General features: G+C 45.3%; 11 protein-coding genes. 1 reads left to right on the top strand and 10 read right to left on the bottom strand.

What is annotated here, in order from left to right; translation table 11 throughout:
- Nucleotides 1-8: 8 nt before the first annotated feature.
- The 8 genes from FGQ85_RS06815 to FGQ85_RS06780 all read right to left on the bottom strand — a co-directional run bounded on the left by FGQ85_RS06815 (nt 9) and on the right by FGQ85_RS06780 (nt 9,088).
- The gene (locus tag FGQ85_RS06815) at nt 9-1,211 is read right to left on the bottom strand and encodes a class I SAM-dependent rRNA methyltransferase (protein ID WP_138373017.1); all 1,203 of its coding nucleotides are present in this window, start codon (nt 1,209-1,211) and stop codon (nt 9-11) included.
- A gap of 234 nt (nt 1,212-1,445) precedes the next feature.
- Nucleotides 1,446-1,808: a heavy-metal-associated domain-containing protein gene (locus tag FGQ85_RS06810; RefSeq protein ID WP_087166805.1), complete on the bottom strand. Its 363-nt coding sequence runs from the start codon at nt 1,806-1,808 to the stop codon at nt 1,446-1,448.
- 260 nt (nt 1,809-2,068) lie between these two features.
- Entirely contained in the window at nt 2,069-2,245 is a 177-nt protein-coding gene (locus FGQ85_RS06805; protein WP_138373016.1) for a FeoB-associated Cys-rich membrane protein, read from the bottom strand.
- A gap of 127 nt (nt 2,246-2,372) precedes the next feature.
- A complete protein-coding gene (feoB, locus tag FGQ85_RS06800; protein WP_138373015.1) occupies nt 2,373-4,559 on the bottom strand; it encodes a ferrous iron transport protein B in 2,187 nt (728 codons plus the stop codon).
- A gap of 59 nt (nt 4,560-4,618) precedes the next feature.
- Complete coding sequence (locus tag FGQ85_RS06795; RefSeq protein ID WP_087252235.1) at nt 4,619-4,837, bottom strand: ferrous iron transport protein A; 219 nt, start codon at nt 4,835-4,837, stop codon at nt 4,619-4,621.
- Nucleotides 4,838-4,886: 49 nt separating this feature from the next.
- The gene (locus FGQ85_RS06790) at nt 4,887-5,099 is read right to left on the bottom strand and encodes a FeoA family protein (protein ID WP_138373014.1); all 213 of its coding nucleotides are present in this window, start codon (nt 5,097-5,099) and stop codon (nt 4,887-4,889) included.
- Nucleotides 5,100-5,376: 277 nt separating this feature from the next.
- Nucleotides 5,377-5,790: an ureidoglycolate lyase gene (locus FGQ85_RS06785; RefSeq protein ID WP_138373013.1), complete on the bottom strand. Its 414-nt coding sequence runs from the start codon at nt 5,788-5,790 to the stop codon at nt 5,377-5,379.
- 13 nt (nt 5,791-5,803) lie between these two features.
- Nucleotides 5,804-9,088: a DUF5107 domain-containing protein gene (locus FGQ85_RS06780; RefSeq protein ID WP_138373012.1), complete on the bottom strand. Its 3,285-nt coding sequence runs from the start codon at nt 9,086-9,088 to the stop codon at nt 5,804-5,806.
- Between the two features lie 163 nt (nt 9,089-9,251).
- Here FGQ85_RS06780 and FGQ85_RS06775 point away from each other — a divergent pair, with 163 nt between their 5' ends.
- Entirely contained in the window at nt 9,252-10,115 is an 864-nt protein-coding gene (locus tag FGQ85_RS06775; protein WP_138373011.1) for an AraC family transcriptional regulator, read from the top strand.
- 59 nt (nt 10,116-10,174) lie between these two features.
- Here FGQ85_RS06775 and FGQ85_RS06770 read toward each other — a convergent pair whose 3' ends face one another.
- Together FGQ85_RS06770 and FGQ85_RS06765 are read right to left on the bottom strand one after the other, a co-directional pair.
- Nucleotides 10,175-11,134, bottom strand: a complete 960-nt coding sequence (locus tag FGQ85_RS06770; RefSeq protein WP_138373010.1) for a DMT family transporter — start codon at nt 11,132-11,134, stop codon at nt 10,175-10,177.
- An 18-nt stretch (nt 11,135-11,152) separates the two neighbouring features.
- The gene (locus tag FGQ85_RS06765) at nt 11,153-12,094 is read right to left on the bottom strand and encodes a putative ABC transporter permease (RefSeq protein ID WP_243128497.1); all 942 of its coding nucleotides are present in this window, start codon (nt 12,092-12,094) and stop codon (nt 11,153-11,155) included.
- Between the last annotated feature and the right edge of the window lie 11 nt (nt 12,095-12,105).

The raw sequence follows: 12,105 nt of genomic DNA, 5'->3' as shown, positions 1-12,105 counted from the left end.
TCCTCCTTTTACCGGTCACGACAGACCTGAAAAATATAAAACTTCAAATAATACGATTCATCCGCCGCCCACAGGATCGGATGATCCGGAGACTGCGTCCTGAATTCCACCTGACGGAGCCTTACATGCACATTTTTCGCAGCCTGAGCGATTGTCTTCGTAAACAGCTCATAGTCCATGAAATGAGAACAGGAACAGGTTGCAAGAAAACCACCGTCTTTTACCAGCTTCATGCCACGCAGGTTGATTTCCCGGTAGCCTTTCACCGCATTTTTAATCGAACTTCTGGACTTCGTAAACGCCGGCGGATCCAGAATCACAACATCATACTTTTCTCCCTGCTTCTCCAGCTCCGGAAGCAGTTCAAACACGTCCCGGCTGATAAATTTCACCCGGTCGGAAAGCCCGTTCAGATCCGCATTCTCCCTGGCCTGATTTACCGCCAGATCCGACGCATCCACACCAAGCACACTCTCCGCGCCCGCAATTCCCGCATTCAGTGCAAACGATCCGGTATGTGTAAAACAATCCAGCACCTTTGCATTCTTACAGAGCTTCTGAATCGCCAGACGATTATACTTCTGATCCAGGAAAAATCCGGTCTTCTGGCCATCCTTCACATCCACAATATAACGGACACCATTCTCCACGATCTCAACATTCGTATCAAATTCCTCTCCGAGGAATCCTTTCACCTTTTTCAGTCCTTCCTTCTCTCTCTCCTTCGCGTCACTGCGCTCATACACACCGCGGATCCTGATACCATCCTCCAAAAGAATCTCCCGGAGCAGCTCAATCAACAGTTCCTTATATCGGTCAATTCCCAGAGCAAGCGCCTGAAACACCAGCACATCCGAGAACTTATCAATCACCATGCCCGGAAGAAAATCCGCCTCGCCAAACACAATCCGGCAACTCGATGTATCCACCGTCTTCTTCCGATACTCCCATGCATCTTTCAGGCGCATACGGAAAAACTCCTCATCAATCTCCTGATCAATATTCCTCGTCAGCATCCGCACACGAATCTTTGAATGCCGGTTAATAAATCCCCTGCCCATCGGATACCCGTCAAAATCATGGACAAGCACGATATCCCCATCATCAAACTCACCCAATACACTATCGATCTCATTATCAAAAATCCAGGCACCACCGGACTTCACCATCCGGCCCTCCCCCTTTTTCAACGTCACAACAGCAAAACTCATATCTCAATCTCCCATCTTTCACTTTCAATTCTCCCTTATCATATCACATCCCCCTGCTCCCGTCTCCCATTTCCATATATTCCGAATCTTCTGAAAATTCACCATCGGGGACAGGTCAAAATCCATTAAAAACCACCCCAATCCCAGAAAACACAACACTTTCAAAAACATTCTACAATTTCGCCAACGGGGACGTGTTCCGATGCATCGGAACACGTCCCCGTTAATGAAAAATTATATAATTTCTACTACTTCGTAGCCTGCTTTTTTGACGGCGTTCCGGATGTCGTCGTCTGAGATCTGGCGGTCGTAGGATACGATGGCCTGTGATTTTTTGAAGCTTACTTTGGCGGCTGCGCCGTCGATTCTGTTGATAGATCTGGTCACGTTTTCTGCGCAGTGTTCGCAGTGCATGCCGGAGATTTTTACTGTTTTTTCTCCGATTTTTGGATGCTGCAGTTTCTTTTCTTCGGTTTTGATCAGTCCTTTGCTTCCTCCTCCGCAGCAGGCTCCTTCGCCTTTGAAGTGTTTAATGGTTCCTTTGACTGCGAAGATGATGATAACTAATACGATGAGTAAGATAATGATGTCTACCATATTTTTACTCCTTTATTTCTTCTTTTACATTTTGGGAAAAAATCTCCGTAATAACTTTAAATATCCGTACTGAATATCTGTAATCTGCTGTCTGTTCTATCGGTTTTTCCGTTTTTTTCTGATCCAGAGAACCAGCTGGTAAATTCCCATCGCAATGAGATAGATGAGAATGAATGCGCCGATGGCATAGAGCATGGAGTTTGTATCGCCCATTTTTCTACCTTCTTTCCTGAACAATCGGGCTGTTTTCATTCGGCTGTTTATTTCTTTTTCTGATAGAGGGAAGCGCTGCAGCCCGCGCAGGAACCGGAGCAGCCGCTGCATCCTGCGCAGCCTCCTTTCCCGCTCTTTTTATCCTGATGTTTTCTGTAAATAATGTATCCGCAATATCCAATCACCAGTGCAAGGATAATGATATCGGCAATACCTGCTATCATGGTTTTGTTCCCTCCTTCTATTCATATGTGTTTGTATGTTCTTTCTGAATTGTTTAATAATAATTTCTTGAAATGTTCATGAAAGCCGGCCATGGTAAATCATAGCCAGCTTTCTTTATTATACCTCTTATCTTGCTGCCTGAACAGAAGTTTTGGTATAGACTTTCTGGTTTTTGTACGGATCCGGTCTGAACAGTAAAACCAGGAAAATGATTGCTACGATAAATCCGGCTGCTGTTCCGATTCCGAATGCTCCACCCATTACAAAGCTTCCGATCTGGTATACGCTTAAGCATACAAGGTATGCGAATATATTCTGGAATGCGATTGCAAACCAGAACCATTTTCTGGACTGCATCTGCTGCGCCATTGTGGCAATCGCTGCAAGGCACGGAGAGTCAAGCAGGTTGAACAGCAGGAAAGAGAATGCCGCGATGGTTGTCGGGAACCATGCTGCCACGCCCTGTGCAACGTTAACTGCATCTTCGGTATCCCCTGCTACGTTCGCAAGAACACCCATCGTGGATACGATCGCTTCTTTTGCTGTGAATCCGGACAGGGATGCTGCCACCGGCTGCCATTCCCCAAAGCCGAGTGGTGCAAAAAGCGGAGCGATCACGCCGCCGATTACCGCAAGGAGACTATTGTTGCTGTCCTCTACCATTCCGAATCCTCCGTCTGCAAATCCGAATCCTCCGAGGAACCACATCACTACACATGCGAGGAAGAGAATCGTTCCGGCTTTAATAATGAAGCCTTTCAGTCTTTCCCATACATGCATCAGTACTGTCTTTGCAGACGGAATGTGGTACTGTGGAAGCTCCATTACGAACGGAGCCGGCTTTCCGGAAAATGGTTTTGTCTTCTTTAAAATGATTGCGGATACAAGTACCGCCAGAATTCCGATGAAGTACATCAGCGGAGCAACAAATCCGCCTGCCACATAGCTTCCTGTCGCATAGCTTGCCATAACGCCTCCCATAAGGGCAATAACCGGAAGTTTTGCTCCGCATGGGATGAAGGTTGCTGTCATAATAGTAAGTCGTCTGTCATTATCCTGCTCGATGGTCTTGGAGGCCATGATTCCCGGGATACCGCATCCCGAAGAGATCAGAAGCGGAATAAAGCTCTTTCCTGAAAGTCCGAAGTGACGGAAAATACGGTCCATAACGAATGCGATACGAACCATGTATCCGCAGTCCTCAAGGAGAGACAGGAACAGGAAGAGAATTGCCATCTGCGGTACAAATCCGAGTACCGCGCCGACACCGCCGATAATGCCGTCTACAACAAGCCCTGTCACAAGATCCCCTGCGCCGATCGCGCCAAGCCCGGATGAAACCGCATCCTGAATTGCCACTACAAAAACGTCATTCGTCCAGTCTGTTACAATCGTACCGATTGTCGTAACGGAAATGTAGTACACAACCGCCATAACTATAAGGAAAATCGGAATACCGAGAATACGGTTTGTCACAATCCGGTCGATCTTGTCAGAGACGGTAAGCTGTCCTTTTGCCTTTTTCACAGTAGATGCTACAAGCTTCTGTATGTAATTATAGCGTCCATCGGTAATGATACTTTCCATATCATCATCGTGTACTTTTTCCAGTTCTTTTGCCTCTGTCTCTGCCTGATTTAATACTGCATGTGGAAACTTCTTGTTTTCTTTGACTTTGCTGTCGCGCTCCAGAAGTTTCACCGCATACCATCTTTTCTTGTTTTCACTGATAGAATCCGGCAGCATTCCCTGCACGTCAGAAACCGCTTTTTCAATATCTTCTTCAAAGATTTCTCCCGGAAGCTTGTGTTCGGACTTTTTCGCAACTTTCACGGCTTCGTCAATCACTTCATTCAATCCTGTGCCTTTTAAGGCGGATGTTTCAATAATCGGGCAGCCAATCAGCATGCTCAGTCTTTTTACGTCGATTTTAATATTGTTCTTTGCCAGAAGATCGCTCATGTTTAACGCGATTACAACCGGAATTCCTGTCTCGATGAGCTGTGTTGTCAGATACAGGTTTCTCTCAATGTTTGTCGCGTCTACCAGATCAATAATGACATCCGGATCTTCATTCAGAAGATAATCACGGCTGACAACTTCCTCCAGTGTATATGGTGAAAGAGAATAGATTCCAGGAAGGTCTGTTACGATCACTTCCTCCTTCCCTTTTCTGCTTTTCACCTTTCCTTCTTTTTTCTCAACGGTAACGCCAGGCCAGTTCCCAACGTATTGATTCGCTCCCGTCAAGGCATTGAACATCGTCGTCTTACCACAGTTCGGGTTTCCGGCGAGCGCAATTTTTACTGCCATAAATCCTACCTCCTCAAGTTAGTTTATGTTAACTCATGTTTAAAAAAATATTGTTAGTTTTACTTAACCTGTACACACTCTGCATCATTTTTTCTTACAGAGAGTTCGTATCCCCTCACGGTAATTTCTACCGGGTCTCCAAGAGGCGCTACTTTTCTGATATAAATTTCGCTCCCTTTTGTAATTCCCATATCCATGATCCGGCGCTTATACGCCCCGTCTCCTTCAATTCTGGTTACTACTACTGTTGAACCAACTTCAGCGTCTTTTAATGTCATATTTCTTCTCCTTCCTATAGGTTAAAAACAGCCGGTGTTTTCCGTCAGACTATACCATTATGCGTTTGGCCATTTCTTCATTGATCGCGACTCTGGAATCCTTGATATTTACAATCAGGTTCCCGTTCAATTTGGAAATCACACTGACTTCCGCGTTTTCAACAAATCCGAGTCCCGCAAGAAAGCGTTTTGTTTCCTCAGCTCCGCCCACGCGTTTAATCCAGGCCTTATCACCCTGCTGTAAAAAAATCAATGGCTGCATAGAATCCCCTCCGCTTATTAGAATCTTTTTCCTTCCGGAAAATGGTTAGCATTTTCTAACTGTTATCAAGTTTACTACCACTAACTTCCTTTGTCAAGCATGTGTTTATACTTTTTTAATAATTTAAGAATTTTATGTTTCCTGTTCAATCGGTCATGAATCCGCTTTCTCTTCGGGGCTGTCAAATACATGGTATTTATCAAAAAGACGCTGTAATTACAGACTCCTGTCCATGATTACAACGCCTTTTCCACTGTGTCTGTTTTCTTTGCGGTATCTATCCTACCAAAACGTGGATCGCTTTTTCCAGATCATAAAATTCGGACTGTACTTCCAGATTCTCCACAATCTTAACCTGTGCTTCCTCTGTCAGTGCCAGCACCTGATGCCAGATCCCTTTCTTCAGGCATACCGGCTTGTCCAGTATAAATGCTTCGTATTCTTCCGGATTTTCATGCGTTGCTACCACAAGAACTGTCAGCCCATGCAGCGGTTCAAAACTTTCCCGGGATGTCGGGTGACACTCCATCCGTTGGATTTCTTTGTTTGTATACCGGAACACGGCAAGCCTCCATGGTTCCTTCTCTTCTGTAGTAATAATACAGAATGTTTCTTCTATGCCGGCCGGAAATTCCAGGACCTCTCCATATGGTAAAAATGTTTCTCTTTGAACAGACTGTAATGTTTTCATTCTTCTCCTCCTTCTATTTCAAGGTCATTTTCCGGTATATAAGCGCATTTTGATGATTGGCATCGTATGACAGCGCCTTGTCAAAAAATCCTTCTGCCTTTTGAAGCTCGCCCAGTCCCAGAGAAGAAAGCCCCATTAAATACCAGCAGTGAGCCTTGTTTTTCCTGTTCAGGTCATCTTCAAAAATCAGAAAATCCGGAAGGGAAACCGCAAAATACTCAATCCGCATTTCATCATTCAGATGTTGTTCCCCGTAATCAAGCAGCTTAAAGAACCGTGATCTGGCTTCCTTTTCCTTACCCAGCTCCCGTTTTGCCAGTCCTTGATACAAAATCATATCCGCCGGCTGATCATAGTAATACATTACTCCGGCAGGTTCGATGTCTCCCAGAGAAGCCCGTTCAAAGTATCCGTGCGCCTCCTGCTCTTTTCCAAGCGCCTTATTGCAAATTCCCAGATAATAGTAAATATGATTATCTTTCGTTCCCTCCAGACGTCCTTCTCCAAGATTTTCAGGATACCTGAGCGCCTTCTCAAGATAGTCCTTTGCCTGTCCGTATTCTTTTACATCAATACATTCTTTTGCCATCTCAAGAAGTGCAATCTTATACTGAGTCGTAATTTTTCCTTCTGCTCCTTCCCATGGACGAAATGTGTGGGACATAATTGATTCATATGCTTTCTTGTAGTTTCCGAGCAGATTTTGTAATGTAATATATTTAATCCGTACGTCATCTCTTTCTTCTATGACTTCCGGATGCTTTTCATAATTCTGGATCCGCTGTTCAAACGGGACTTCCAGCTTTTTATATAACTGATCCAGTTCCAGGAACACCCGTGCATCTGTCTCGTCCAGTTCATATGCCCGCTCCAGCTCTTCCTGTGCTCTCGCCGGATCCTTTTTCTTATTATAATAAGCAATCGCCAGATTTCTATGAACCGTCGGGAAACTGTCATCCCGCTTTTCTGATTCCTCCCATAAAGCAACAGCCCGATCAAACTGCAGCTTGTCATAATAAAGATTTCCCAGATAATAGTATGCTTTTGCTCCATCACTGCAGGCTGCGATCGCATCCTTCAATACTGCAATATCTTCCAGCTTGTTCGGGAAACAGTAAAGCGGACTGCACGTTTCAGCTGTTTCATAAACCGCTTTCGCTTCCGTGGTACTGCCCATGCAGTGCAGATAATACCCTTTGTAATAGTAAAGCATCGGCTTTTCTTCCGTACATTGTGCCAGAATCGCAACCGCTTCCTCATAATTTCCGGATTCTGCATAGTCTCTGGCTGCCTGCAAATAGGATTCCCCAAAGTTTCTCATCCGCTTATTCATCTCAGCGAGTGCATCCGGACTGTCCTTTTCCAATAAAGCATTCTCAAACATAGACACAAAGTCGAACGGATCCACCTTCAGATTTTCTTCGATCTGCCGCTTTGCTTCTTCCTGTTTCCCAAGCTTTCGCAATATCACTGCTTTCAGACCTCTTGCTTTGATATTATGCACATTTTTCACCAGCCCCTTGTTGACGAACTCCAACGCAGCCTCATAATGCCCTCTTCCCGACTCAATCGCCGCCAGATAATAAAAGGACATTTCCTGCTGTTCATTTGACCAGGTTGCCTTATAAAATGCGTCAAAAGCTTTTTCCATTTTCCCCTGATAAAACAATGCCAGTCCCAGATTATAGTACGGCTCACTGTCATATGGATTCGGATTTTTCCAGGTCAACCTCTGCAACGCCTTCCGGAAACAGGATTCAGCCTCCTCAAAACATCCTCTTCGCATCAGCAGAAGTCCATATGCGTTATTGATTCGTATATCACCCGGATCCCTTTTTAATCCTTCCAGATAGTATGGATCCGGCAGATACGTCGCATGCCGGTACTGCTCAATGTGCTGTCCGGTGAGGAACAGTTCCTCATTTGTCATAATCTCTTCCGGATCTTTTGCCGCCTCCGCCGGCTTTGCAAGCTCCGGAATTCCAGCATCTTCCGGCCGGTACTCAACAAGCAGCTCTTCTCCTGAAAATACCTGTACTTTGAGATCTGATTCTTTTTCCACCGTAATGTCCAGCACCTTCTCATAAATATCTACCGGCGAGATCATACAACGTTCCGAATAGATTCTTTCTCCTTGTTTTGTCACCACAATTTCCGCGTCATCATATGGCTGTGTACCATATACGCAGACATACAGGCCCTCTTTTCGTACTTCCATATTTAAAGCTGCATGAATCGACGCATTTTTTACCGGTCCGACCTTTTTGTACGGCATGAAATACTGGCAGAAGGTCTTCTCTTCAAACGGCTTTAACCATGTAAAATCCGGCTGATTGTCCGTATATACTCCCGTCATCAGCTCAATATACGGTCCATCCTCGTCCGTCAGATTCCGGTCCCATGCTTTTCCGAATTCCCCGCATCCCCAGGTCCACTGCTTCTTGCCCGGCGAAATGTGGTGGTCTGCCACATGCAGAATTCCAGCCTCTTTCTGATAATCATAGCCTCCCACGAAATCATAGTCAGACTTTTCCGCCATATAAGAAGTTGGCACAGGAATATTTTTATATCGTGAAATGTCAACTCCCTCACTGTAATCGTGTTTATAATACACCCCGTTGGCAATCGGGAAACGGGAAACATCTCTTTTTCCATGATCCATTACCGAATGGACATCCGGCGGAAAGATTGACTGCGTGTAGTCGTTAACCGCAACGGCCGGATTTGCCCACCACAGAAAGGTCTGCGGCAGCGCAGTCCGATTGTAAAGCTGTCCTCTGATTTCAATGTACGCCTTATCCGGATACAGCGTAAATCCTGCAATTCCTTTTGTCCCATACATCTGATCCACATCATTGACAAGAAGCGTCTTACTTCCATCTTCATGTTCCTGAATCAGATAATCTACCGGCATGAATGTCGTCGGCCGGTGATGCTGCGGCCAGTTGAATTCAATTCCTCCGGATATCCATGGTCCCAGAAGTCCGACCAGCGCCGGCTTAATGACACGGTTATAATATACAAAATCATATTCGTTCGTCTTATCATAGGCCCTCTGGATCCGTCCGCCAAGTTCCGGAAGAATCATCACCTTAATATACTGATTCTCAAGAAATACTGCCTTGTAAACTTTATCTGTCTTTTCCTGACTAATCTTTTCTATCGTCGGATAAGGATACACCTTTCCACTGCTGCCCTGATAGACTCTCTTTTCCAGAAACATCGGGTTTTTATCCGGTTCCCCAATCTCGTAAGTAGGAATGACTACCTCTTCTTCCCAGATCTTTACTTTCTCCATATTGATACTCCTCGTCTGCATTTATTATTTTAAGCATATTGTAATATGCATTTTCCGCGAAATCATTATTGTTTCTTGTTCATCTATTTAAAAAAATTGCTGTTTCTTTTGCGTTTTACAGATAATTGCTTTACAATAGCATTAAAAGAAATGGAGGTATCATATGCGTTCTACCGAATTCAAAGTTTCACCTCAGTCAGACTACTATGTCTACACCCCAAGCGCCCTTGCCCGAAAGCTCTACCTCTATCCGCTCCTGACCGGATATTTTATCTATGAGCCGGGTTATTTCATAGAAAGAAATCATTTTGACAATTTTCTGATCATGTATATTTCAAAAGGAACCTGCACTGTTTCGGCTGGCTCACAATCCTATACCGCCTCAGCCGGACAGTTTGTTCTGCTGGACTGCTACCACCCTCACAGCTATGGCAGTGAGGATTCCTGGGAGGCTGTCTGGCTGCATTTTGACGGTCCTCTCGCCCGCGCTTACCATGATGAAATTCTGTCTGAATGCGGTCCTGTTATTGCCCCTGCGCATCCGGAAGTTCCAGGCGGCCTGCTCTCCCGGATTTATGAAATATTCCGCACTTCTTCTCCGCTGGAAGAACATGCTCTCTCCGATTATATTACCCGTATTTTAAACAGTCTTCTCTTTTCCGGGCAGAGCAAAAAGAGAAGCGCCCTTCGCACTTCCTCTATTACGGATACCATCACCTATATAAATGAACACTTTCATGAATCCCTCACGCTGACTACACTTGCAAAACAGGCGAATGTCAGTCCATACCATTTCACAAGGATCTTCGCAAAAGAAACCGGGATGACACCCCACCATTATCTGATCGCCACCCGGATTTCCGCAGCAAAATTTCTTTTAAAATCTTCCGGCACTTCCATAAAAGAAATTGCGTTTCGTACAGGATTTCAGAGCGAAACCAGTTTTTGTAATACCTTCAAAAAATGGGAAGGATGCACTCCAAGCCAGTATCGCTCAAGCGGCACCCTCTCCCCTTCCGCCTTCTGAACATAAAAATCGGGAATGATTCCAATAAACCATTCCCGATTTAATAAAGTTTCTTTATTTTATTCTGCCTGAGGCACCTTTTGTTCCCCTGCTTTCTTTTTCCACAGGTTCACGACAATAATTCCCGTACATACCAGCAACAGTGCCAGCAGATTTTTTGCGGAAAATGCCTGGCCACCTTCTCCAAGAAGCAACGCTGATAAGAGTACCCCGATTACCGGATTGGTGAAGCCGTAAATCGCTACGCGGGACACCGGATTGTATTTCAGAAGAATACCCCAGAGCGCATAAGCCATGGCGGATAAAAATCCGAGATACAAAAGCAGAAGGGATGACTGTAAGGTAAATCCTGACAACCGTCCGCCTGTTGCAAATCCAAGCACGGAAAGGATCAGTCCTCCCACAAGGAACTGATAGCCGCTTAACATGACCGGATCATCCTGCTGCGAATATTTCTTCAGATAGATAGATGAGATCGCATAAAATAATGCCGCAATAAAGACAAATCCCTCTCCATTAAGGTGCATCTGTGTTCCGATGGAACCCCCTCCAAGATTTGCTACAACGACACCGGCAAGACCGATCACACACCCGATCATGGTCGGAAGCGTCATTTTTTCCTGGCGGAAGATGAAGCAGGCAATCAGAATCGTAAGAAGACTGTTTGTTCCCGTGATGATCGATCCGGTCACCCCGCTTGAGTGTGCCAGTCCGACATAGAAGAAGAGGTACTGGATGACCGTCTGCATCATACACAGCTTCAGAATATTTCCAATGGAACTGTTTTTCGGAAGCAGTACTCTTCTTTCTATGATGCTTTCAAATACAATGCTCAGCACGCCGGCAAGTGTAAATCTCACCCCCGCAAATAAAATCTGTGTGCTGACATCATCCGCGGCGATATTCAACAGCTTATATCCGATTTTAATGCACGGAAAAGCACTTCCCCACAACGCACAGCTGATGATGGCCCCGATGGCCACCACCCATCCGTTGGTCAAAAGCTTTTCTTTTTTCATGTTGTTTTTTCCTCATTCCTATTTCTTTTTCTTCAGCATTTCCTGTACCTGCTTTAACGCTTCGGCATATCTCTTCGATACCGTATTCGGATTTCGGTGCAGCAGTCTTGCGGAACGTCTTGCCGCCCGGTTCGTCAAAGAGCCGATGTTCTTAAATTCCTGCTCGATCTGTGTTTTAATTTTCTGAAGCTCTTCCCGCTTCTCCAGACCGGCATCTATGGACTCGTTGACTCTGTCAATAAGCTCCACAAGCATCATACGACGGTTTTCTCTCTGCCGTTCGATCATTCCTTCCAGGAATTCTTTCCGGGACATCTTTCGTTCTTCCCGTTTCATCTGATACTGCATCAGTCCATCCTCCGCAAATGCGGAAACAACTTCGAGACGCTTCTGCAGTCTTTGGATTTTTTCATTGCTGTCACTTAACCGGATCAGCATATCCCTCAGATCCATTGCCTCGCCGAATGACAGGGTAAAGTCTGCAGCAAACGCAGAGGAGCAAAGGACAGTTACCGCTTCTGCAATCCGTTCCGGAATCTGAAGGACAGCATTTTCGATCGGTACATGGATCACCCGCACAAGAAGCACAGAAAACACACCCCAGCCAAGCGAAACCGGGAGACAGATATAGCCCTTCAGATTCAGCGGCATATGGCTGTAGTCCCAGTACCGTACCCGGAAAAGCCGCTCCATGCAGGCCCCTGTCACGTATTCCAGAATGGTTGCCCCTGTCATTCCGAAAATAAATATCAGAATCACCTGATCTCTTACTCCAATTGTACATAAAAGCACGATAATCGCACCGCTTCCATAAATGGGCAGCATCGGTCCGTGCAGGAATCCTCTGTTAATCCATTCCCTCTTCTTTATGGAAACATAGCAGCTCTCCCATACCCATCCGAGAAAACAGTAAATGAAGAAAAACAGCAGCCACTGAATAAAGGTATATTGATAGGTCAATCGCATTTTCC

The organism is Pseudoflavonifractor sp. BSD2780061688st1 E11, assembly GCF_005844125.1.
GTDB classification, from domain to species: domain Bacteria; phylum Bacillota; class Clostridia; order Lachnospirales; family Lachnospiraceae; genus Sellimonas; species Sellimonas catena.
The sequence above is the reverse complement of the archived record's forward strand: the minus strand, read 5'-3'. Positions and strand labels throughout refer to the sequence as shown.

What these genes read in the sequence shown, in the direction of transcription:
- FGQ85_RS06770 (WP_138373010.1), bottom strand. Translation starts at nt 11,134, where the DNA reads ATGAAAAAAGAAAAGCTTTTGACCAACGGATGGGTGGTGGCCATCGGG.
- FGQ85_RS06795 (WP_087252235.1), bottom strand. Translation starts at nt 4,837, where the DNA reads ATGACATTAAAAGACGCTGAAGTTGGTTCAACAGTAGTAGTAACCAGA.
- FGQ85_RS06805 (WP_138373016.1), bottom strand. Translation starts at nt 2,245, where the DNA reads ATGATAGCAGGTATTGCCGATATCATTATCCTTGCACTGGTGATTGGA.
- FGQ85_RS06785 (WP_138373013.1), bottom strand. Translation starts at nt 5,790, where the DNA reads ATGAAAACATTACAGTCTGTTCAAAGAGAAACATTTTTACCATATGGA.
- FGQ85_RS06775 (WP_138373011.1), top strand. Translation starts at nt 9,252, where the DNA reads ATGCGTTCTACCGAATTCAAAGTTTCACCTCAGTCAGACTACTATGTC.
- FGQ85_RS06810 (WP_087166805.1), bottom strand. Translation starts at nt 1,808, where the DNA reads ATGGTAGACATCATTATCTTACTCATCGTATTAGTTATCATCATCTTC.
- FGQ85_RS06815 (WP_138373017.1), bottom strand. Translation starts at nt 1,211, where the DNA reads ATGAGTTTTGCTGTTGTGACGTTGAAAAAGGGGGAGGGCCGGATGGTG.
- FGQ85_RS06780 (WP_138373012.1), bottom strand. Translation starts at nt 9,088, where the DNA reads ATGGAGAAAGTAAAGATCTGGGAAGAAGAGGTAGTCATTCCTACTTAC.
- feoB (WP_138373015.1), bottom strand. Translation starts at nt 4,559, where the DNA reads ATGGCAGTAAAAATTGCGCTCGCCGGAAACCCGAACTGTGGTAAGACG.
- FGQ85_RS06790 (WP_138373014.1), bottom strand. Translation starts at nt 5,099, where the DNA reads ATGCAGCCATTGATTTTTTTACAGCAGGGTGATAAGGCCTGGATTAAA.